At 70.0% G+C, this 20,466-nt stretch carries 20 protein-coding genes and 2 pseudogenes; 11 read left to right on the top strand and 11 right to left on the bottom strand.

From position 1 onward, the window contains the following. Window positions 1–238 precede the first annotated feature (238 nt). Window positions 239–847 (bottom strand): hypothetical protein, encoded by a 609-nt coding sequence (locus IE250_RS20240; RefSeq protein ID WP_189671080.1) that lies wholly within the window; start codon window positions 845–847, stop codon window positions 239–241. A 578-nt stretch (window positions 848–1,425) separates the two neighbouring features. Between IE250_RS20240 and IE250_RS20235 the strand changes: the two are divergent. The 5 genes and pseudogenes from IE250_RS20235 to IE250_RS20215 all read left to right on the top strand — a co-directional run. After that, a pseudogene (locus IE250_RS20235) lies at window positions 1,426–1,602 on the top strand (alcohol dehydrogenase catalytic domain-containing protein); the annotation flags it as partial. 122 nt (window positions 1,603–1,724) lie between these two features. Beyond that, window positions 1,725–2,156 carry an ArsR/SmtB family transcription factor gene (locus tag IE250_RS20230; RefSeq protein WP_189671078.1) on the top strand — a complete coding sequence of 144 codons (432 nt, stop codon included), beginning with the start codon at window positions 1,725–1,727 and terminating at the stop codon, window positions 2,154–2,156. After that, the gene (locus IE250_RS20225) at window positions 2,153–3,871 is read left to right on the top strand and encodes a SulP family inorganic anion transporter (protein ID WP_229872621.1); all 1,719 of its coding nucleotides are present in this window, start codon (window positions 2,153–2,155) and stop codon (window positions 3,869–3,871) included. Before IE250_RS20230 ends, IE250_RS20225 begins: the two co-directional genes overlap by 4 nt. 200 nt (window positions 3,872–4,071) lie before the next feature. Further along, window positions 4,072–4,656, top strand: a complete 585-nt coding sequence (locus tag IE250_RS20220; protein ID WP_189671077.1) for a hypothetical protein — start codon at window positions 4,072–4,074, stop codon at window positions 4,654–4,656. Beyond that, window positions 4,653–5,339, top strand: coding sequence for a DUF4386 domain-containing protein (locus tag IE250_RS20215; RefSeq protein ID WP_189671076.1), 687 nt, complete (start codon window positions 4,653–4,655; stop codon window positions 5,337–5,339). The genes IE250_RS20220 and IE250_RS20215 overlap by 4 nt, the downstream gene beginning before the upstream one ends. A gap of 208 nt (window positions 5,340–5,547) precedes the next feature. Here the strand turns inward: IE250_RS20215 and IE250_RS20210 are convergent, their stop codons facing one another. The 4 genes and pseudogenes from IE250_RS20210 to IE250_RS20195 form a co-directional block, all read right to left on the bottom strand. After that, window positions 5,548–5,826: a hypothetical protein gene (locus IE250_RS20210; RefSeq protein ID WP_189671075.1), complete on the bottom strand. Its 279-nt coding sequence runs from the start codon at window positions 5,824–5,826 to the stop codon at window positions 5,548–5,550. Between the two features lie 18 nt (window positions 5,827–5,844). After that, complete coding sequence (locus IE250_RS20205; RefSeq protein WP_189671074.1) at window positions 5,845–6,252, bottom strand: ester cyclase; 408 nt, start codon at window positions 6,250–6,252, stop codon at window positions 5,845–5,847. A gap of 120 nt (window positions 6,253–6,372) precedes the next feature. Then, the gene (locus IE250_RS20200) at window positions 6,373–8,070 is read right to left on the bottom strand and encodes a helix-turn-helix domain-containing protein (protein ID WP_189671073.1); all 1,698 of its coding nucleotides are present in this window, start codon (window positions 8,068–8,070) and stop codon (window positions 6,373–6,375) included. A gap of 371 nt (window positions 8,071–8,441) precedes the next feature. Further along, window positions 8,442–9,019 (bottom strand): annotated as a pseudogene (locus IE250_RS20195) (ATP-binding protein); the annotation flags it as partial. 65 nt (window positions 9,020–9,084) lie between these two features. Between IE250_RS20195 and IE250_RS20190 the strand changes: the two are divergent. The 3 genes from IE250_RS20190 (at window position 9,085) to IE250_RS20180 (ending at window position 10,706) form a co-directional block, all read left to right on the top strand. Next, on the top strand, window positions 9,085–9,375 hold the full coding sequence (locus tag IE250_RS20190) for a WS/DGAT domain-containing protein (protein ID WP_229872620.1): 291 nt from the start codon (window positions 9,085–9,087) through the stop codon (window positions 9,373–9,375). Window positions 9,376–9,809: 434 nt separating this feature from the next. Next, a complete protein-coding gene (locus IE250_RS20185; protein ID WP_189671072.1) occupies window positions 9,810–10,322 on the top strand; it encodes a hypothetical protein in 513 nt (170 codons plus the stop codon). A 9-nt stretch (window positions 10,323–10,331) separates the two neighbouring features. Beyond that, complete coding sequence (locus IE250_RS20180) at window positions 10,332–10,706, top strand: hypothetical protein (protein WP_189671071.1); 375 nt, start codon at window positions 10,332–10,334, stop codon at window positions 10,704–10,706. Between the two features lie 48 nt (window positions 10,707–10,754). On the opposite strand, the gene IE250_RS20175 is transcribed toward IE250_RS20180, so the two are convergent. Both IE250_RS20175 and IE250_RS20170 read right to left on the bottom strand, forming a co-directional pair. Then, on the bottom strand, window positions 10,755–11,000 hold the full coding sequence (locus tag IE250_RS20175; protein ID WP_189671070.1) for an SHOCT domain-containing protein: 246 nt from the start codon (window positions 10,998–11,000) through the stop codon (window positions 10,755–10,757). Window positions 11,001–11,105: 105 nt separating this feature from the next. Beyond that, the gene (locus tag IE250_RS20170; RefSeq protein WP_189671069.1) at window positions 11,106–11,987 is read right to left on the bottom strand and encodes a universal stress protein; all 882 of its coding nucleotides are present in this window, start codon (window positions 11,985–11,987) and stop codon (window positions 11,106–11,108) included. Window positions 11,988–12,128: 141 nt separating this feature from the next. On the opposite strand from IE250_RS20170, the gene IE250_RS20165 reads away from it, so the two are divergent. Continuing rightward, entirely contained in the window at window positions 12,129–13,799 is a 1,671-nt protein-coding gene (locus tag IE250_RS20165) for a sensor histidine kinase (RefSeq protein WP_189671068.1), read from the top strand. Between the two features lie 28 nt (window positions 13,800–13,827). Here IE250_RS20165 and IE250_RS20160 read toward each other — a convergent pair whose 3' ends face one another. The 3 genes from IE250_RS20160 to IE250_RS20150 all read right to left on the bottom strand — a co-directional run bounded on the left by IE250_RS20160 (window position 13,828) and on the right by IE250_RS20150 (window position 16,035). Then, window positions 13,828–14,481, bottom strand: a complete 654-nt coding sequence (locus IE250_RS20160) for a response regulator transcription factor (protein WP_189671067.1) — start codon at window positions 14,479–14,481, stop codon at window positions 13,828–13,830. A 65-nt stretch (window positions 14,482–14,546) separates the two neighbouring features. Continuing rightward, complete coding sequence (locus tag IE250_RS20155; RefSeq protein WP_189671066.1) at window positions 14,547–15,119, bottom strand: hypothetical protein; 573 nt, start codon at window positions 15,117–15,119, stop codon at window positions 14,547–14,549. A gap of 145 nt (window positions 15,120–15,264) precedes the next feature. Beyond that, on the bottom strand, window positions 15,265–16,035 hold the full coding sequence (locus IE250_RS20150; protein WP_189671065.1) for an SDR family oxidoreductase: 771 nt from the start codon (window positions 16,033–16,035) through the stop codon (window positions 15,265–15,267). 159 nt (window positions 16,036–16,194) lie between these two features. Between IE250_RS20150 and IE250_RS20145 the strand changes: the two genes are divergently transcribed. Continuing rightward, a complete protein-coding gene (locus tag IE250_RS20145) occupies window positions 16,195–16,521 on the top strand; it encodes a dsRBD fold-containing protein (protein ID WP_229872619.1) in 327 nt (108 codons plus the stop codon). A 70-nt stretch (window positions 16,522–16,591) separates the two neighbouring features. Here IE250_RS20145 and IE250_RS20140 read toward each other — a convergent pair whose 3' ends face one another. Then, complete coding sequence (locus IE250_RS20140; protein ID WP_229872618.1) at window positions 16,592–17,476, bottom strand: universal stress protein; 885 nt, start codon at window positions 17,474–17,476, stop codon at window positions 16,592–16,594. Window positions 17,477–17,608: 132 nt separating this feature from the next. Here IE250_RS20140 and IE250_RS20135 point away from each other — a divergent pair, with 132 nt between their 5' ends. Beyond that, window positions 17,609–20,464, top strand: coding sequence for a cation-translocating P-type ATPase (locus tag IE250_RS20135; RefSeq protein WP_308434174.1), 2,856 nt, complete (start codon window positions 17,609–17,611; stop codon window positions 20,462–20,464). Window positions 20,465–20,466: the final 2 nt, after the last annotated feature.

Raw genomic sequence — 20,466 nt, 5'->3', positions numbered from 1 at the left:
CGCCAAGTCCGTGAAGGGGAAGCTCTCCAGCAGTGCGCTCGCCAGCAGGCTCTCCAGCACCATCGCCGAACGTGCCCCGCACAGGCGGGGTGACTGACGATCGCGGCCCCTGAGGCCGGTGCGTCGGGTAGCGCCGCGCCGTAGAGCCGGTTCATGCGCTCGGTGTGGGGGAGGCAGACCAGGGTCGTGAGGTCGGCAAGCTCGGGGTCGACACCCTGTAGCCGGTCCGTGCCGGTGGTCAGGTACCAGGCCGACATGATCTCCGCGACCGTCGGCTGCGTTCCGAACTGCAGGATGTCGATGGGTCTTCGTCGTTGATCAGGTCGTCGATCCACCCGCGGCTGACGGTCACAAGGTGGCGGTTCGCCGTGTCGTCGTCGGGCCAGGACGCCAAGGCCGCGGCGAGATCACCGGTCACGGCCGCGAACGTCGCGAACGCCAGGGCGATGTCGTGGTGCGGTTCACGGGTCGTGACGAGGTCCTCCCACCACGCCTCGATGAGCTCGCGGATGGCGTCGGCCTGCGACGTCGGCCATTCGCGCCAGTTACTGCGCGCCAGGCAGTGCTGCTCGGGCCAGTACGTGTGGAGTGTGCCGTCGGCCAGCCTTCGAGCCATCTGGGGCAGGATCCTGCGCACCATGGCCGCGTGGTCGGTGAACAGGCTCGGTGTCCGGTACGCCAGCGAGTCCAGCAGGTCCGGGGCAAGAAGCGTTCCCGGGATGGTGAGCTCGGGGAGCCCTTCGTCGCGATCGCCGTAGCAGTGCGTGCACGGGTTGTCCGCAGCGCAGGTGAAGCCGTCGAACGTGTGGTCGACGGCGTCCAGCGCAGCCTGCAGACGGGGTGTCACACCGCGCATCCTGCCAGCCCCGCGATGCCGACGAGGCCACGGTGCGGACAACACAGAAGGCCCACGACGTGGAGGTCGGGGGCTTTCTGTGTCGCTGTCTCAACGAGTGTCCGGAGCGGGACCTGCCAGACCGGGAGCGGAACCGGGCGGCGAACTCGATTGCGCGCCGCCAGTCGTCGCCGCTCACGAGCGCCTCGACGGCGCCGGTCAGCTTCTCGTGCAGGGCGTCTCGGGGAGTTCCTGCTTGACCCATTGCTCATACGAACCTCCGAAGTTTGTGTGCTGGTGCCACACAACCTCGGTTCGGAAGGGATCATCGCGCTTTTGTCACATGACTGCGTCAAGCGCGACCTCGGTCACTGCGGCGCTTCTACCACGTCCCGCAGCTGGGCTCGTCGACCCCGGCTCACCGCTGCCCGGAGGCCGCTCGGAGTAGCCGCTGTCGTGGATCGACGGGACCTTCATCGTCGGCGGAGGGACCTTCGCCCCTGCTTCACGCATGCCGTTCGGAGGGATGTTGGAACCGGCGCCGCTCACCGCGGATGTCGGCCTCGCACCACCTTTCGAACGGAGCTGTCATGAAAGCCGCAGTCGTCACCGACTTCACCTCCCCGCTGCAGGTCATGGACGTGCCTGTCCCCGAGCCAGGGCCTGGCGAGGTGCTGGTCCGGATCGAGACCAGCGGCCTGTGCCACACCGACATCCACGCCGCCCGCGGTGACTGGCGGGTCAAGCCGACCCCGCCGTTCATTCCTAGTCGCGCGTAGCCGCACGTGGTGCGTACCGGCGAGGTGTGTGCTGCGGCATCAAGCAGTACCCCAGCCGCATGAGCATCTGCGGTGAGGATAGTGGTTTCAGCGACTGCTAAAGTCATGGAGTGGATACGCAGCCCCTGTACGCGATCAAGGCAGAGCTGTTCAAGGCCCTGGCCCATCCGGTCCGCATCCGGGTGCTGGAAGTGATCGCGGCCGACCCGCGCCTGGCCGCGCCGGTCTCTCGCCTGCTGGATGTCACGGGTGCTGAACCCTCCGCGCTGTCCCAGCACCTGGCGGTTCTTAAGCGCGCGGGTGTCGTTGACTCGACGCGCTCGGGCAACGCCGTGGTGTACCGGCTGACCGAGCCCTTGGTCGCCGACCTGCTCGTCGTCGCGCGTGCCTTCCTGCTGCGGCGCCTGGCCGGCAAGGACGCCGATGACGGCTTGCTCGCCATCGCGCACCATTTGCCGGCCCTGCCCGGGGCCAGCGCTCGGGGCGTGCTCAAAGCAGCCCTGGCTGAGAGGGCCCCGATCGAGAAGGCGGTGAAGCAGTGACTGTCCGGGAGGCGCTGGTCAGGCTGGACGTGCGCGATCTGCTGCCCAGGCCCGACGACTACGAGCTGCGCCCCCGGACGTTCGGTGCGGACCTGCTCGCCGGGTTGACTGTCGGCGTGGTCGCCCTGCCGCTGGCACTTGCGTTCGGCGTCAGCTCGGGCGTCGGCGCGGCTGCGGGCCTGGTGACCGCCGTTATCGCGGGACTGCTCGCGGCGGTGTTCGGCGGTTCACGGTTCCAGGTCTCCGGCCCGACTGGTGCCATGGCGGTCGTCCTGGCGCCCATCGTCGCCGCGTACGGGCTGCCGTCGGTCGCCCTGGTTACCGTGCTCGGCGGGCTGATCGTCCTGGCAGCCGGGCTGCTGCGGCTCGGGCGGGTGGTCACGTTCATCCCTTGGCCGGTCGTGGAGGGCTTCACGCTCGGGATCGCCGCAATCATCTTCCTGCAACAGGTCCCGGCCGCACTTGGGAAGGACGCGGCCGTCGGTGGCAACACCCTGGTCACCGCGGTACACGCGGTCGCCGACGCGGCCGGTGCCCTGGACGCCCTGGCCCTGGACGCGACCACGCTGTGGTCGCTGGCGGTCGTGGCGCTGGTCGCCGCCCTCATGCTCGTCCTGCCCCGTCTGCACACCGCGATCCCCGCCTCGCTCGTCGCCGTCGTGCTCGCTACCGTGCTCGCCGAGACTACGGGGGCGCCAATTGCCCGGATCGGGGCACTGCCCGACACCCTGCCCGTACCGGTGCTGCCCGGCCTCAGCGCCACCGCGCTCGGGGACCTGCTGGGCGCGGCCGTCGCGATCGCGGCACTGGCCGCCATCGAGTCCTTGCTGTCCGCGCGGGTGGCCGCATCGATGGCACCCGGTGGGTCCGTCTACCACCCCGACCGCGAGCTCGTCGGCCAAGGTCTGGCATCGGTCGCCTCCGGCCTGTTCGGTGGCATGCCCGCTACCGGCGCGATCGCGCGCACCGCGGTCAACGTGCGCTCGGGCGCCCGCACCCGCCTGGCCGCCGTCATCCACGCGCTGGTCATCCTCGCCGTGATCTACCTTGCCACCGGCCCGGTGGGGCGCATCCCGCTTGCCGCACTGGCCGGCGTGCTCATGGTGACCGCGTTCCGGATGATCGGCGCCGGCACGATCCGCGCGGTGCTGCGCTCGACCCGGTCCGATGCCGTCACGTTCGTCGTCACGGCCGTGATCACCGTGGCGTTCGACCTCATCGAGGCGGTACAGATCGGGCTGGTTGTCGCGGCGTTCTTCGCGCTACGGCGCCTGGCCCGCGCCTCGTCCGTGCACCGCGAGCCGCTACCCGGCGTCGCGTACGAGGGCGACGAGAACATCGCGCTGTTCCGGCTGGACGGCGCCATGTTCTTCGGGGCGTCAGACCGGATCCTGACCGAGGTGACCGACGCCTCGGTCCGCGAGGACGTCCTGGTCGTCATACTGCGCCTGTCCCAATTGGGCATGGTCGACGCCACTGGAGCACGAGCCCTGGCCGAGCTGGTCACGTCGCTCGAGCAGCGTGGCATCACGGTCCTGGTCAAGGGTGTGCAACCGCGGCACCGCAAGCTGATGACCACCGTCGGTGTGCTGGACGAGCTCCGCCACGAGAGCCACCTGTTCACAGCACTGGACGACGCCGTCGCCCACGCCCGCTCCCACACGCAACGCGCGGAAGAAGGCACCGACGTCCCACAGTCCGACGGACGACGCTGACCAGCAGGCGCCCACTCGTCTGTGTCAGAAGGCTGCACTGCTACTCCAGCGGTAGGTCGCGATCTGAAGCGTGCAGTTGACGGCAGCCGTCCGCCGGAGGGTGGTGGTTAACGGCAGCTGCGGCGCATGCGGATGCCGGAATGTGCGTTCCCACCCTGAGGGCAAGACTGAACGCGTGGACCACGGGAGGTGGCACGACCATGGAATCCCAGAGTTACTGGACGACCGCGCGTCGGATGTGGCTGTGGCCGGTGGCGATCCTGGTCGGCTTCCCGATCGGGGGGTATATCGCCGACCTGGTCGTGGACGGAGTCGATTCCGTGGGAGCGGCACTCGCCGAGGGGCTCATCGCGGGCGCGATCATCGGAGCGGCCCAGTGGTTCGTCTTGCGGAGATGGATCTCGTGGCTCTGGATCCCTGCGACGTGTGCGGGATTGGCCCTGGGTCTGACCGCGGGTGCAGCTCTTGTCGACTACGGGATCGATCGGGGCGACATCGTGCTCATGGCAGCCGTGACCGGCGTTGGTGTGGGGGTGCTACAGGCGCTGGTCCTCGCGCGAGACGCGATTCCCGGCGCGCCGTGGTGGGCGGTCGCGAACCCGCCTGCCTGGGCGCTTGGCTGGTTCACCACCTCGTACGTGATCACGAGAAACATCGATGAGCGGTTCCCGGTCTTCGGCGCGGGCGGAGCAGTCGTCTTCGGCCTGCTGACCTGGCTGCTCCTTGCGGCCTTGTTTCATGGGGCGTTCGAAGCTGGGGGAGCGACGGGTCAGGCCGCCCAGTGAGTACAGCACGCGTTGCCGGCGCTCTTCTCATAGGCCTGCCCCTAGCGTTCAATCTTTGCTTCTTCTTGCTCGCGCGAAGCTTCGACTACCCGGACATTCTGCGACGCCCTACTTCGGAGGTGCTCGCCCGTTTCCGCGCAGGTGGTGCCCATCTCCTGCTGCTGTGGTGGGCCTTCTCGCTGACCGCAGTGCTGCTCGTGCCCTTGGCTGTCCTGCTTGCGGCCGCTCTGGTCGACGCCAACCGCGCCGTGGTGGTGGTCGCTGCGACGACCGGCGTGTTGGCAGGGGTCGTCCAGTTCCTAGGACTGATCCGCTGGCCCTTTCTGGTGCCCTGTCTCGCACGCGCCGATGCTGATGCAAGCCCGGCTCGTCGCGAAGCCATCGACATCGTGTTCCAGTCGTTCAACCGCTATCTCGGAGTCGCCGTCGGCGAGCACCTCGGCTACCTCTTTACGGGCGGCTGGAGCGTCTTGTCCGGAGTCGCTCTGATTCAAGCCACGAACACGCCGGGGTGGCTCGGCGTTGCCGGGATCGTCGTAGGCGGCCTATTGATGATGTGTTCTTTTGAGTTCGTCGGCGCCTTCGAGCAGGAGGGCTGGAAGCTGGCCGCGACGTTGACCCCCATCGCATATGTCGCTTGGTCCATCTGGCTAGTCGCCGTCGGAGTTGCACTGATCTCGTAGTAGTCGCCAACTGGCTCAATGGGCCCACTGCGCAAATCCGCTAACCGGGGGATCATGTTGACCCGACCCCGGTGGCGGTTCCGTTGTGGGCAGCTTCGTGTCGGGAAGGATCGGTTCCTGGCAGAGCAGCGTCGACTCGGGTACGAGTCGAAGAGGGCCGCGGCTGTTTGGCCGTGGCCCTCTTCGTATGCCCAGAAGTCCCGGATTCCTACAGGCCGGCCGGGCAGTCGCCGTGGTCTTGTTGCGCGCCGTAGGACGCCAGGTCGCCGAACCTGTGGAAGCCGTACTCCTCGAGCACCTCCGGACTCGTTGCAAGAAACGCGACGACGTCGTGTCCCCAGGCGGTCCCGGCAGAGTCGTGCTCGCTCGCGATGGACTGCGCGACGCAGCTTGGTGCTGCCACTGCGGGGGCTGCAGTGGCCAGGACTCCCACCAGCGCCACGGCACCGGACAGCAGGACGAGTCGAGTCGTGGAACGGATCAGCATGGTGTCTCTCCTCCTCTTTCACGCGGGCGCTGCGGTGGGGAGCGCGCCGATCTGGGACATGATCGTGAAGAGGTCGCAGTACTGCGTGATCTCGACGATCTTGCCGTCGCGGACCCGCATCAGGTCCCATTCGGCGAACTTGACGCGGCGGCCGCTGGCGGGGACGCCGGCGAAGTCGGCCTGATGTGTGGCGGTGTAGGTCAGCCATACGCTGACCAGGTCGTCCTCCTGCACCAGGTAGCGCAGCTCGGGCGTGAGGTCAGGGAATGGAACCAGGAAGCTGGCGAGCGAGGCCTTCAGCTCCGCCAGGTCTGATCCAGCGCCCGCGTGGCCCTTGAGGTCGGGTGCGACCACCTCGTCGAGGTCCTCGGGTCTTCCAGCGATCTCGTAGAAGCGTCGTACGACGGCCTTCTCGGCGGTTTCCATGTCTCCTCCTCGGTCTTCCGGCTGGTTTGAGTCCAGCGTGCGCCCCGGAAGTACGCCGAGCATCGGGAGGATTCCCTATCCGCTTACCCATCGAGCGGGGTCCGCCGGTCTTTGGCGAGGTCAGGATGACGTGCGTCCGCCGGCGGCGGGCAGGTTGAGCAGGGCGAACGCCACCGCTTCGGTGCGGCTGCGGACCCCCAGCTTGGTGAGGATGCTGCTCACGTGGTGGCCTGCCGTCTTGGTGCTGATGAACAGTCGCTGGCCGATCTCGGCGTTGGACATCCCCTCGGCCACCAACCCGAGCACTTCCATCTCCCGGTTGCTGAGCAGCCCGGCGGTGCGGGGACCGGTTCTGCCCTTCGCGCCGAGCTCGCGGAGGAATGCCGCGGCCCGGTCGGCCTCGGCCGTCGCCCCCATCCGGTCCAAGGCGTGCAGGGCGCTGCGTGCTTCGGTGATCGCGAGGCCGCGGTCGCGCCCCGCGAGCGAACGAGCCAGGTCCAGCCGTGCCCGACAGGCCGGCAGCGGCGCCCCGGCCTTCGCGAACCCCTGTGCCGCCGAGCGGAGCAGGCTCGTCGCATCGGCACGGCCGGTGGCGAGAGCGACTTTTCCGGCGGCGTGGTCGCGCTGTGCCCGGTGCAGAGCGGTGCCCGTCACATCGGCCAGCTCCGCGACGCTGCGTGCGGACGCCTCGGCAAATGGCAGGTCGCCTGCGGACAGCGCCGCGTCGACGAGCTTGGCGTGGAGCCGGAGCGTGAGGACCGGCGTGTTCGTCAGCGCGTGGATCGCGCCGGCGAGCCGTTCGGCGGCGCGCTGCGGACGGTCGAGAGCAAGGTCCAGGTCCGCCGCTGAGGCTGCGCACTCGATGTCGTCCTCGAAGTCGGCAAGCAGCACTTCCGCTTCCTGGAGTCGCCCTTGCAGGACGCGGAGCTCCACCAGATCGGCGACCGGGTGCAGGCAGCGAGGCCGGAGACCGGTCGCGGCGAGCTGAGTCACAGCCTGACCGAGCTGTTCCTCCGCGGCGTCCAGCCTGCCCGTCACCAGGTACACGCCGCCGCAACAGCCGGTGCAGAACGCCGAGATCAGATCGGTGGCCCGCGTGGTTCCGAAGGGGAGCAGGGGGCCCAAGGTGTATGACGCCCGGAAGTCGACCAGAAATGTGGCCCACGGCTCTACCACTCCAGGATCTCCCAGCAGACCGCCGACCTCGAGCAGGGTGCACAGCGCCTCACCGACGTACTGCACGTCATGGCCTTCGCCGGACGTCGCCGCGACCATGGCCTGCCGCAGATCTGACAACCCCTCGTCTACCGCTCCTGCGCTGACGGTGCAGGCGGCCCGGCGCATCAGTGCGACGATCTCGAGGTCAGCATCACCCTGATCGCGGGCAACCACCACGGCGCGGTCCGCCAGCCGAGCGGACGGTAAGTCCAGGGGGCCCGCTTCCGACTCGGCCAGCAGCAGCCAGCCGGCGAGGCCACGCGGATCGTCGAGGCTGCTGACCAGCGACCGGGCCCGGGACAGCCACCCGTCGCCCATCTCCTTGGACCGGTAGAGGTTGTGGTGCTCGCGGGCAAGCCAGATCGCCACCGCCGCGGCCTCGGCGTCGCGACCCTCGTGGCGGAACCGGGCGAACGCGCGTCCGCGCAGTTCCAGGGCGCCGGCCGGATCGTTCAACCACCACAGCGCGCGTCCCAGGCCGTCGAGTGCATCCGCAGTCTCCTTGGCGCGCCACGCAAGGTCGAACTTGTCCCACGCGGCGGCCCAGTCGCCCCGGTCCAGGGCGTCCGTGCCTGCCGTCAACAGGTCGCCGTCCTCCATGCTCTCGATCATGACACCGAGCGGGTACCGGGGGACCGGTGGCGCTGGGCGCTGGGCGGTCGAGCTCCTGGGCGCCCGCAGCGCTCGACCATATGCACCGCGGGCGCGGCGTGACCAACTACGCGCGATGGCGTCCACCGCCGAGGGGAATCAACCGAAATCTTCTCCGGACGACCTGTCCCGCGCCGCCCAGTCGCCCGCCCGGACGGTGGGGCCGGGTACGGAGAACCGAGTGCGGCCGTCGGCCCGCCTCCTGTCTATCCGGTCGGGAGCGATGTGCCGCTCGGCGAACTCGGGCAGGATGCCCTCCGCTCGGCGTCGTCGTATCCGGCGCCGGCGAAGGTCACGGCGTACCCGCCCGAGAGCGCGCATCACGGGACTTTCGAAGGGTTCCCGCGTGCCTTGGTGCCGGTCTCGAAGAGCCGGGCCTCGTCGGGGTGGAGCTGGGCCTGAACCAGGAACGACCTGTTCCGGTTGCGCCACAGGCCTTGGCCGAGACCGAGGGTGGGCAGGAGCGTGGTCTCGGTGCCGGTCAGGCCGAGAGCCCGTGCGGTGGTACCGAGTTGGTCGGTCTCCTGCCGGTCGATGACCCGGGTCTCGGCGTTGGCCAGCAGGGCGGCGGCCAGAGAGCGTTGCGCGGTGCCGGCGTCGCCGACGTTGTCCAGGTCCGACAGGCGGTGGAAGATGAGCATGTTCGCGATGCCGTAGTACCGGGCCAGCCGCCAGTGCGCATCCATCCGGCGCAGCAAGGCAGGGTGGGCCACATCAGCCGCCAGGCCTCGTCGTAGACGACCCATCGCTGGCCGCCGTCGGGGTCGGTCAGGACGCCTTCCATCCAGGCCGAGGCACACGTCATCAGCACGCTCAGGGCGCTGCAGTTCTCCGCAACCCGGGACAGGTCCAGGGACAGCATCGGCAGCGACGGGTCGAAAGTGACTGTGGACCGGCCGGCTGATCGCGGAGCAGACCCGAGCGGAGAAGGTACAGGCGCGGGAGCAGGGGACACTGGAGTTCATGCGCGGCCCGGTCGGGGCGCGCATCATGGATCGCATCGGGCAGCGGCAGCACGTTGTCGGCGGGTTCGTCACCAACGTGCCGGGTCCGGCGGGAGCGCCGCGCCTCGCGGGCGCTCCCGTGGTCGCGATCTGGCCGGTTGCGGTGCTCGCCGCGAACGTCCGGCTGGGCGTCGCGGCGGTCTCGTATGCCGGCCGGCTCTCCTGCAGCGTCCACTTCGACGCGGCGAACGTGCCCGGTGCCGTCTTTGTGCGCGCCATGAGCGAGGAACTGACGCGCCTCAGCAAGTGACAGGCGTGCACGTACTGCTCGCTCCCGGATGCCCCGCAGCATCCGCGCCGTCATGAGCCAGGCGACCGGCTGCACGGGTCCACTATGAGGGCCGACCACCATCGCGTGTATGCCAGGGCCGCACGCGATTGGGCGCGCCGATCGTCGCCGCCCTGGTGGCCACCGCAGGGCGACGGTACGACGTCGTCCCAGGCCAGCGGGGCAGTGGACTCGTCCGTGCGTGTGCCCCAGGTCTGCATCAGGCGCCGAGCGAGCGTGGCCCAGGCGTGGGACCGGGTTCCGTCGCGCCTCGCGGGCGGCCGGCGAGCTGCCTGCTCCCGGCGATGCGCCCCTTGGCCGGGCGCTGAGGCTCGATGCTGGATAGATTGAAAGCGAAGGCACAGGCGCGGATCTCTTTGGAGGGCCGGCCTCGCCCTGTCGGAAGGCGGTGGCACATGAGCTTCACGCATCACGAGTTCTGGACTCTGATCCATGGAATGGTCCTTGGCGCCGTGTTTCTCCTCGGCTTCGCAGGCGGGCTCGAGGGGTTGTGGAGCCTGCGCCCGCACCTGATGACACCTGAGGGCATCCGAGGCAGGGCACTTCGGCTGAAGATCGGCGTGACGGCCATGGCGGTGGCGGCCTGGGGAACCGTCCTGACCGGCACGTGGATCGTCTACCCCTGGTATCGGGAGGACGTGCCCGACAGCCCGCGGTCCGTACTTCTCGCCGATCCTGCGACGGCCCAGTGGCATCACTTCGGTATGGAGTGGAAGGAACACGTGGCCTGGCTGAGCCCCATCCTGGCGACCACCGTCGCGTTCATCGTCCTCTACTACGGGGCGGGCCTCATCCGCCACGAGCGGCTTCGCAAGACCACTCTCGCGCTCTTCGTGCTGGCGTTCGCCTTTGCCGCGGTCGCCGGGCTCTTCGGGGCGTTGATCACCAAGACCGCTCCACTGCTGTAGGAGAAAGCCATGGCCCCGAACACGAATCCTGCAGCACCCGTCCCGGAACTCGGTGAAGCCGCCGACAGACCGGAAGGCCCGGTCGCCGCCGCGATCCTGGCTGCAGGGGTCGGCGCGTTCGCGCTCGGCGTCCTGACCACGCTGGCCGAGGCGAGCGAGCCGATCAAGGAGTTCCTCAACCTGTACGACCCGGTCGGACCACTCTCGGGCAAGACCACCGGCGCGGTCATCATCTGGCTCGTCGCGTGGGCGGTCCTGCACCTGATCTACCGCAACAAGCCCGTCGAGTCACGCCTGGCTCTGACCGTGTCCCTGGTCCTGATCGGCCTCGGGGTGATCGGGACGTTCCCTGTCTTCTTCCAGGCGTTCGCCCCGGCGGAGTAAGCGCCTCCTGGAGCGGATCTCGTCGGCCGCGTCGCGGTTTGAGTGCGCCTATCTGCCGGTGAGGACCTGTAGGCGCTTGCGGTACTCGTCCTCGTCGATCTCGCCACGGGCGAAGCGCTCGCCCAGAACGTGCTCGGGGTCCGTCGTCACTGGCGGTGGCGGTTGCCCAGGACCGCCACGGAGGTAGCGCACCAGGAGCGCGATGCCTCCGATCAGCAGACCCCAGAAGACCACCATGTTGAGTGCCATCAGGACGTAGCCCCAGGTGCCCATACCGTTGCCCCAGTACATCATCGTGATCTCCTCCTCTTTCGACTGTATGTTCGACGGCTGCCCGGCCCGCCAGACCGGCTGGCTAAGCCAGGCCGCTTTCTGGCCCGGAGCGTCCCGGACGCGTCCTCAGGCGGCGGGAAGATCGTGCGTGTGCACCACAAGGACGGGGCACGGCGCGGCCCGGAGCACGGCGTCGGGCACGCTACGCAGCACGCGGCCCATGGCTGGCTGGTGCCTGCGTCCGCCGACGATCAGGAGGTCGTCCGGGGACAGGTCGTGGAGCAGCGCTGAGGCCGGGTCCGCGCGGCGGATCACCATTGTGCAGGTGACCCGCGGGTGTTTCTCGGACCACCTGGCCACTCGGTCGGCAAGGTCTTCCTTGGTTCCCTGGTGCCACGAAGTGGCTACCGGGTCCATCTCGGGCAGTGCCGAGGAGAACGGGTTGGTGTCCGCCACGTGCAGCACTTCAAGACTGCAGCCGCGTACGTCGGCCTCGGCGAACGCGGCACCCAGGACATCCGGTTCCTCGTCGCGTCCCACACCGACCCGGATCCGGCGGGGGTCTCCGGTTGTCGCCCCGGCAGGTACCACGGCGACTGCTCCCGGAGACGACGCCGCCAGCGCCGAGGAGGTGGAACCGAGCAGCACTCGGTCCAGCGCGCCCAGGCCGCGGCGCCCCACCACCACGAGGTCGCAGGTCTTGGACCGCTGGCTCAACACGAGTGCGGCGGCCCCCGGCAGGACGATCAGCTCCACGTCCCGGCCGCCCGGGCGCCGGGAGCCGAGCCGGGTGCGTGCTGCCCGGACGGCACGGTGGGCTTCCTGCTGCGCGTCCATGATGGAGTCCGCGTAGCCACGGATGGTCTCGGCCGGCACGGTGTAGGTCGCCACAACCGTCAGGCGGGCCTCGTGCAGGTCTGCGGCGTGCGCCGCCCAGTCCAGTGCCGCCAGGCTCTCGTCCGAACCGTCGACACCGACGACGATGCCCTTGTACCAGTTGATGTTCATGATTGCCCTCCTCCGTTTCCCTACCAGGACACCAGTGAGCGGGGTCATCCAGGCAGGGGCAGGCGGCCCCAGTCAGGGGGACCAAGGTCCCGCCGGGTAGTCGGTACCCATGCGCGCTAACGTGGCCCCGGGGAGGCACCGATGGACCCGACGGCTAGCGCGCGCGACCGCACTGACCTGCTGCTCGACGCAGTCATCACGGTCAGCCGCGGCCTGGACCTGGAGACGGTGCTGCACCACATCGTCGAGACCGCGGTCGAGCTCGTGGACGCCCGGTACGGCGCCCTCGGCGTGCTGGGCGACGACGGCCGGATAGCCCGGTTTCTCACGGTCGGCCTGTCGGAGGACCAGATCGCAGCGATCGGCCCGTACCCCACCGGTCACGGCGTGCTGGGCGAGCTGATTCGTCACCCCGTGCCGCTGCGTCTGCACGACTTGTCCGCCCACCCCGTCTCGGTCGGCTTCCCGGCACACCACCCACCCATGCGCACCTTCGTCGGCATGCCGCTGCGGGTGCACGGCTCGCCGTTCGGCAACCTCTACCTCACGGACAAGCGCGACGGTGGCGACTTCACCGCCGACGATCAGCAGGTACTGCAGGCCCTGGCGTCGGCGGCAAGCGTGGCTATGGAGAACGCCCGGCTGTACGACGTCGCACAGCTGCGCGAACGGTGGGCCCGCGCCAACGACCGGATCTCGCGTCAGGTCCTGGCCGGGTCGTCGCCGCACGACGTCCTAAGGCTCATCGGCAGTCAGGCACGAGAGGTGGCCAACGCGGACCTGACGGCCGTCTCCGTGCCGGACCCGGACACCGGTCGCCTGGTGCTGCAGACCGCATCCGGGCTGGGCACAGAGGACCAGGTCGGATCAGTCCTGTCTACCGACGGGACGTTCGCCGCACTCACGTTCCGCACCGGGGTACCGATGGTCACGGACGACGCCACGACCGACGAGCGCGCCGAGTTCGCGCTGGACCTGCCGGTCGAGCTCGGCCCGCTGGCAGTCTGGCCGCTCGGCGAGCAGGGCCGCGCCCGTGGTGTCCTGGCTGCTGCCCGCACCCGAGGCCGCGAGCCGTTCTCGTCGGTCGTGGTCGAGGCTCTCGGCGCTTTCGCCGCGCAGGCCGCCGTCGCCCTGGAGCTGGCGGAGGGGCGCGCCGACGCCGAGCGCCTCGTCCTGCTCCGCGACCGCGAGCGCATCGCCCGAGACCTGCACGACCTGGCCATCCAGCGGCTCTACGCGACCGGCCTGTCGCTGCAGCGTCTGGCGCGCACCGCACCACCGGAGCTGGCGGAACAGCTGGCCACGGCGGTCGACGAGGTCGACGAGACCATCTCCCTCGTGCGCACCACGATCTACCGGCTGCAGCCTGGCGACCGGCCCGGTGGCGCTGGTGCTCGGCGGATCGGCCTGCGCTCGCGTGTGATCACGGAGGTCGACGCCGCTGCTGTGCCGCTCGGGTTCGGGGTGCCGCTGCGATTCGAGGGCGCTGTAGACGCTCTGGTGCCGCCGGACGTCGCTGACCACGTCGTCGCCGTTGTGCGCGAGGCGCTGTCCAACGTCGCCCGGCACGCGTCCGCGTCCCGGGCGGAGGTCCGGCTGGCCGTGGCGGACGACCTGGTGCTCGTCGTGAGCGACGACGGCACGGGCGTACCACCGGGTGCGCCGCGCAGCGGCCTGCGCAACCTCGCCCGACGTGCGCACGAGCTGGGCGGCAGCCTCGACGTCGGACCAGCGAGCCCGGACGCCGACCGGAGCGGGACCCGCCTGGTGTGGCGGGTGCCGCTCCCCACAGACAGCACTCCGGGGGACTGACCTCGGGCGGGCCCGCGTACGCCGCCGCTCACGTGCGGCGGTGCTCGTCCTGCTCCAGCCGCGCGGCGAGGACCGCGGCCTGCGCCCGACGCTCGAGCCCGAGCTTGGCGAAGATGCGGGAGACGTAGTTCTTGACCGTCTTCTCGGCTAGGAAGAGCTCGGCGCCGATCTGTCGGTTTGTCAGGCCGTGCCCGATCAGTGCGAGGATCCGTCGTTCCTGGTCGGTCAGGTCGACGAGGGGGTCAGGCTCGTGGTGGGCGTCGGCGCGGAGCCGTTCCATGACCCGGGCCGCGGCCCCGGGGTCCAGCATCGACCCGCCTGCCGCGACGGTCAGCACGGCTTGGACGAGGTCGGTGCCGCGTACCTGCTTGAGCACGTAGCCGGCGGCTCCGGCAAGGATCGCGTCGTAGAGCGCTTCGTCGTCGGAGAACGAGGTGAGCATGAGGCAGGCGAGGGTGGGCATCTGGGACCGTAGCTCGCGGCAGACGGTGACGCCGTCGCCGTCGGGCAGTCGCACGTCCAGCACCACGACGTCGGGTGCGAGCGCCGGGACCCGGGCGAGCGCCTCTCGTGCCGTACCTGCCTCACCGACGACGCTCACTCCCGGCTCGGACTCCAGCAGGTCGGCGACGCCTCGCCGGACGACCTCGTGGTCGTCGACGAGAAAAACGCGCACGTCCATGCCCCCTACCGTAGTTGTGATGCCCGTCCGGGTCATTCCCTGGACGGGCACCACAAGGGACGTCGTCATCGCAGCACGGGGAACCGCTGCACCAGCGGAAGCCGTGCCCACCAGTTGCCGAGCCCGGCGGTGTCGCCGGCCAGGAACGCGGCCAGCCCGACGAGCAGGACGGCGTTGACCAGGTGGTAGTCGACGAAGGGGTTGTTCTCCAGCGGCAGCGACGCCAGCCACATGAGCAGCATGAGCAGCGCGCCGGCGCCAGCGGCGATCCGCATGCCGATGCCCAGTGCGAGCGCCAGGCCGATGCCGAGCAGGCCGAGCATGAACAGCCAGTCGACAACGGCGTTGCCGGCCAGCGCGCCGAAGAATCCGGCGAACGGGCCTTCGACGCCGCTGAGGTAGCCCTCGGTCGGGGAGCCGCCGTTGATCCAGGCGCGGTCGGTCGGCGTGGCCAGGCCCCAGCCGAGGAGCTTGTCGCCGAACGCCCAGAGAAGCTCGAAGGCGAGCAGCAGCCGGACACCCGCGAAGGAGTAGCGGGCGACGCCATCGCCGGTGACATGAGTGGCCGCGGCGGCGTCACGCTCACGCGCGACCTGTCCGTGCGCCCACTGTGCGGAGTGGTGGCTGATGGAGCTCATGGTGTTCCTCCTGTTGGGTACGCCGGACCTGTTCCGGCGTCTGTGACCACGATCCCTCCGGTGCACTGCCGCCCGGCAGGGTCGCCGGCCCCGTGTCCAGGGGACCTTGGTCCCAAGCCTGGTTGCGGCGGTCGCTGGTGACGGTTCACCAGGTGGAGTCGCCGCGGATCATGGCGTCGGCCCCGCCGTCGATGAAGATGACCTGGCCGCACAGGTGCGAGTTCTTCTCACTGACGAGCCAGGTCAGGAGGTATGCCGGGACCTCGGGCCGCATGAAGCCGTTCAGCGGCATCGGCACCATGGCGGAGATGGCTGCGCGCTGGATCTCCGTGCCGATCATGCCCGCGACCATGGGCGTCTCGACAACCCCGGGCGCGATGGCGTTGAGTGGGATGCCCGCGCCGGCCCACTCCTTCCCGGTGGCCGCTCGGCGCAGCCACCGGCACAGCGCCACCTTGCTGCTGGCGTAGATCAACCCGCCCTGCTCCGCCTCGACGAGCTTGGCAGCGCGGTCCAGTGCCGTGGGTTCGTCACCGGCCAGGCACAGGTCCACCAGCTCGGCGTCCGACGGCATGATGATGGCCATCGACGCAGTGGCGACAGCGCGCGGGGCGTGCGAGCCGGCGAGCAGCGGCAGCAGCCCGTCGAGCGTGGCCACCGTGCCGAAGAAGTTCACCGCGACGTCGGCCGGGGTCTGGTGCGCCAGGCCAGCGTTGGCGACGACGCCGTCGATGTGGTGCCGCCGCGCCCGCAAGTGCTCGATCATCTCGGCCCTGCCATCCGGCGTGCCGAGGTCGGCCTCGATCTCGGCGTCGTGGAGATCCACTCCGATGACGCGGTCGCCTCGCTGTTCGAGGAGCCGCAAGGTGGCACGGCCGATGCCCGAGGCCGAGCCGGTGACGACGATGGTGCGCATGATGGTTCCTCCGTGCCTGGTGTCGTGCCGATCCTGGCGGGTTGTCGGGCATTTCTCACGCTAGGCAGCGGGGCTCCCTCACGCCCTGTGCCGTCGGTCCTGAGGCCTTGGGTCGTTGGTCCCTGTTGCACGGATCGGTGCGCGCGGAACGCTGGGAGCATGCTCGCCTTCCGACGGCGGGAACCGATCGACAGGAGCATTGCCATGGCCCATACCTGGAACGTCGCCATCCGCCTCTTCGACGCGGATGACATCGAGCGCGACGGCACACTCACCGCCGCGCACGCCGTACTGACTACGTCGAGCGGGACGTCGCTCGAAGGTCATGGGCGTGCCCGGCGCAATCCGGACGACCCGCAGGTCAGGGAGATCGGGGAGGAGCTCGCCGCCGCCCGTGCGCTGCGTGATCTGGCTGACCGGCTGTTGCGGGCGACGTCGGACGACATCGCCGAGATCGAGCACCGCCCGGTCCATCTGCACCCGTGACCGTTGCAGGGCACAGCAGGGAACGGCACCGTGACATCGTCACGGTGCCGTTCGGTGCTGCAGGCAGGGCTCAGTTCTTCAGGATCGTCCCTGACCGTTCGACCACCAGCGGTGCCGTGGCCGGCTCACCGGTCAAGGGGACGACCTCGACAGGGGCGCCGGAGGTCCCGACGACTTCCCGCGGTATCGGGCCGAGACGTACCAGGTGCCGCAGGTCCCGGTGGTGCCGGGCGGTCATCAGGACGTCGGCGTCCGCCGCGGCGTCGACCAGGACGCGGGCCGGCCACCCATGGACGAACGACGTCTTCACCTCGACGTCCGGATAGACGGCGGACCAGTCGTGCACGAGCGCTTCCAGCATCCGGCCCTCGGAGGTGCGCCGGTCGCCAGGGTGCGCCTCCACCCGGACCGGGTCGGCGGGTTCCGGGGCAGCGCATGCGTGCACCACCCGCAGGACCGCGTGTCGTGCGGACGCCGCCGAGAACGCGTGCGCGAGCAGCTCGCCGGCGGTGGCGGCCGACTTGATCCCGACGACGATGCGGCCGTGGCCCCTTGCCTGCCAGTCGGCGGGAACGACCACCACGGGAGCGTCGGCGCGCCCGGCCACTTCGGCCGTCACGGAACCGACGGTGGGACCTTCGGCGCTCTGTCGCGCGGCCCGGCCGAGTACCAGGAGGTCGGCGCCTGCGGCCGCCTCGATGAGCTCGTCCGCTCGCGGGCCTCGCCCGAACAGCCAATCGAACTCGAGGTCTGGCGCTGCGGCACAGGCCTGCGACATGGCTGGTTCCATGATCTCGTGGCCGGCACTTCCTCGGTCGTCCAGGACATGGACCATCCGCACCGCGGTTCCCCGGGCGCGGGCCTCGTCGATCGCGTACCGGAGCGCTCCCGTTCCCCGTCCGGTGCCGTCGATGGCGACGACGACAGCCGGAGAGGGCCTCTGCGTGGTGCTCATCGTGATCCGTCCCTCCTCGTGTCGTTTCTTCCGAGACTGCCGGGTTGGGCCGGCACGCGGGAGGGGCAACGGTCACCGATCGACGGGACCTTCGGCCGATGTGCTGTCGGCCGTCGATGGAATGATCGCTGTGTGGCCACTCCGAGGTCTGCCCAGCCGTCGTCCGTCGCCGCGCCCGCTGGTCTGCCCTTCGATCCGTCGGTGCGGGCGGCGGACGACGTCGCCCGCGAGCTCGGCGTCGACCCGTCCGTCGGGCTGAACGAGGCCGAGGCCGCGCGCCGCCTGGCCGCGGACGGCCCGAATCAGCTGCGGTCCAGACCACCTGTGCCGCTCTGGCGCAAGGTCCTGGACCAGTTCCGGGACCCACTGGTGGCCTTGCTGCTGGTGGCTGTAGCCATCTCGGTGACCGTCTGGTGGGTCGAGGGAGCGGAGGGCGTGCCCGTCGACGCTGTGGTGATCGCCGCCATCGTCGTGCTCAACGCGGTGCTCGGCCTGGTTCAGGAGAGCAAGGCGGAGGGCGCCGTCGCGGCGCTCCGCTCCATGACGGAGGCGAGTTCCACCGTGCTGCGCGACGGGCGCCGGGTCACCGCGCGGTCGACCGAGCTCGTGCGCGGTGACGTGCTCATGCTCACCGAGGGCGACGCCGTCGGCGCTGACGCGCGCCTGCTGAGCGCGACGGCGCTGCGCGTCCAGGAGTCCTCGCTGACCGGAGAAAGCGAGGCCGTCCTCAAGGACGCTGCGGTGCTCGCGGCCCCGGCGCCGCTGGGCGACCGGTTCGACATGGTCTACAAGGGCACCGCCGTCGCCCAGGGCGTCGGCCGCGCCGTCGTGGTGGCCACCGGGATGGACACCGAGATGGGGGCCATCGCCGAGCTGCTCGACGCCACCGACGAAGAGGTCACCCCGCTGCAACGAGAGATCTCGCGGGTGAGCAAGGTTCTCGGCCTCACGGTGATCGGCATCGCCGCCGTCGTGATGGTCCTGGCAGCAGTCGTCAACGACGTCCGCACGGCGTCGGACCTCGTCACCGTCTTGCTGCTCGGCGTCTCGCTCGCAGTGGCCGCCGTACCCGAAGGGCTGCCCGCGATCCTGTCGGTGGTCCTGGCCGTCGGAGTCCAGAGCATGGCGCGCCGGAACGCCGTGGTCAAGAAGCTGCACTCCGCGGAGACGCTCGGTTCGGCCTCGGTGATCGCCTCGGACAAGACCGGCACCCTGACGAAGAACGAGATGACCATCCAGCGGGTGTTCACCGCCTCCGGCGAGGTCACCCTCACCGGAGTGGGATATCGGCCCGACGGCGAGGCGCGAACCGGCGGGGACGGTGTCGGCCAGCCGCTCACTGACGAGCAGCTCGTCCGGGAAGTGTCCATGGTGCTGGGCGGCGGCTCGCTGGCCAACGACGCCCAGCTCGTCGAGCGCGACGGTGAGTGGACCGTGCAGGGTGACCCCACCGAGGCCGCCTTCCTTGTGGCCGCGCACAAGCTCACCGGCACCGTGGACCGAGTCGCGGGCTTCGAGCGCCGCGGGGAGGTCCCGTTCACGTCCGAGCGCAAGATGATGTCCGCGCTGGTGGATCCGCCGGGCGACGGCGCCTGGGCGCTGGTCACCAAGGGCGCACCGGACGTGCTCCTGCCTCGCTGCACCGAGATACAGGTCGGCGACCGGACCGTCCCGCTGGACGAGGAGCGCCGGGCGAGGGCGCTCGGTGACGTCGAGCGCCTGTCGCAGCAGGCGTACCGCACGCTCGGCGTCGCCTACCGGCGGGTCGCGGAAGGCCTTGGCGCCCAGGGGCTGGAGGAGCACGAGTCCGACCTGGTCTACCTCGGTGTGGTCGGCATCATCGACCCGCCACGCCCCGAGGTCGCGGCGGCGGTCGCCGAGGCCCGCCGGGCCGGCATCCGCGTCATGATGATCACCGGCGACCACCCGGTCACCGCCACCCGGATCGCCGGCGACCTCGGCATCGTGGAGCCCGGCGCGCGCGCGGTCAGCGGCACGGAGCTCGACGGCCTCGACGCCGAGGGTCTGCGCGAGACCACGCGGACCGTGTCCGTCTACGCCCGCGTCGCGCCGCAGAACAAGCTGCAGATCGTCGACGCCCTCCAGGCCGACGGGCACGTGGTCGCCATGACCGGCGACGGCGTGAACGACGCCCCCGCCCTGAAGACCGCCGACATCGGCGTGGCCATGGGCATTACGGGGACCGAGGTGACCAAGGAGTCGGCCAAGATGATCCTGGGCGACGACAACTTCGCCACCATCGTCGCCGCCGTGCGCCAGGGCCGGATCATCTTCGACAACATCAAGAAGTTCCTGCGCTACCTGCTCTCGTCAAACATGGGCGAGGTCTTCACGGTGCTCCTCGGCGTAGTGCTGGCCGGGGTCGTCGGCCTGGAGGGAGCGGCCGGCGGCGAGGCCGTCGTCGTGCCGCTGCTGGCCACGCAGATCCTGTGGATCAACCTCGTGACCGACTCCGGGCCGGCCCTTGCCATGGGCGTGGACCCGGAGACCGACGACGTCATGGCACGTCCCCCGCGCGGCATCAACGATCGGATCATCGACGCGCGGATGTGGACGGGCGTCCTGACCATCGGGTTCGTCATGGGCGTGGCAACCCTGCTGACCATCGACATCTTCCTGCCGGGCGGGCTGGTCGAGGGAACCGACTCCCTCACGGTGGCCCGCACCGCCGGGTTCACCACGCTTGTCCTCGCGCAGCTGTTCAACGTGCTCAACTCCCGGTCGGAGACCACCAGCGCGTTCCACCGGATGTTCACGGGCCGCTGGCTTTGGGCAGCGATCGGCCTGGGCCTGGTGCTCCAGATCGCCGTCGTGCAGGTGCCTTCCTCCAGGTCGCCTTCGGGACGGCTGGCCTCGACCTCGCGCACTGGGGCGTCGCGGTCGCGATGGCCTCGTCCGTGCTCTGGTTCGACGAGCTCCGCAAGCTGGTCTGGCGCTCACGGCATCCCGGCGGGGTGGCGTAGGTAAAC

It is taken from the genome of Promicromonospora soli, from assembly GCF_014653785.1.
Classification (GTDB): domain Bacteria; phylum Actinomycetota; class Actinomycetes; order Actinomycetales; family Cellulomonadaceae; genus Promicromonospora; species Promicromonospora soli.
This window is presented reverse-complemented; position numbering and strand designations above follow the sequence as displayed.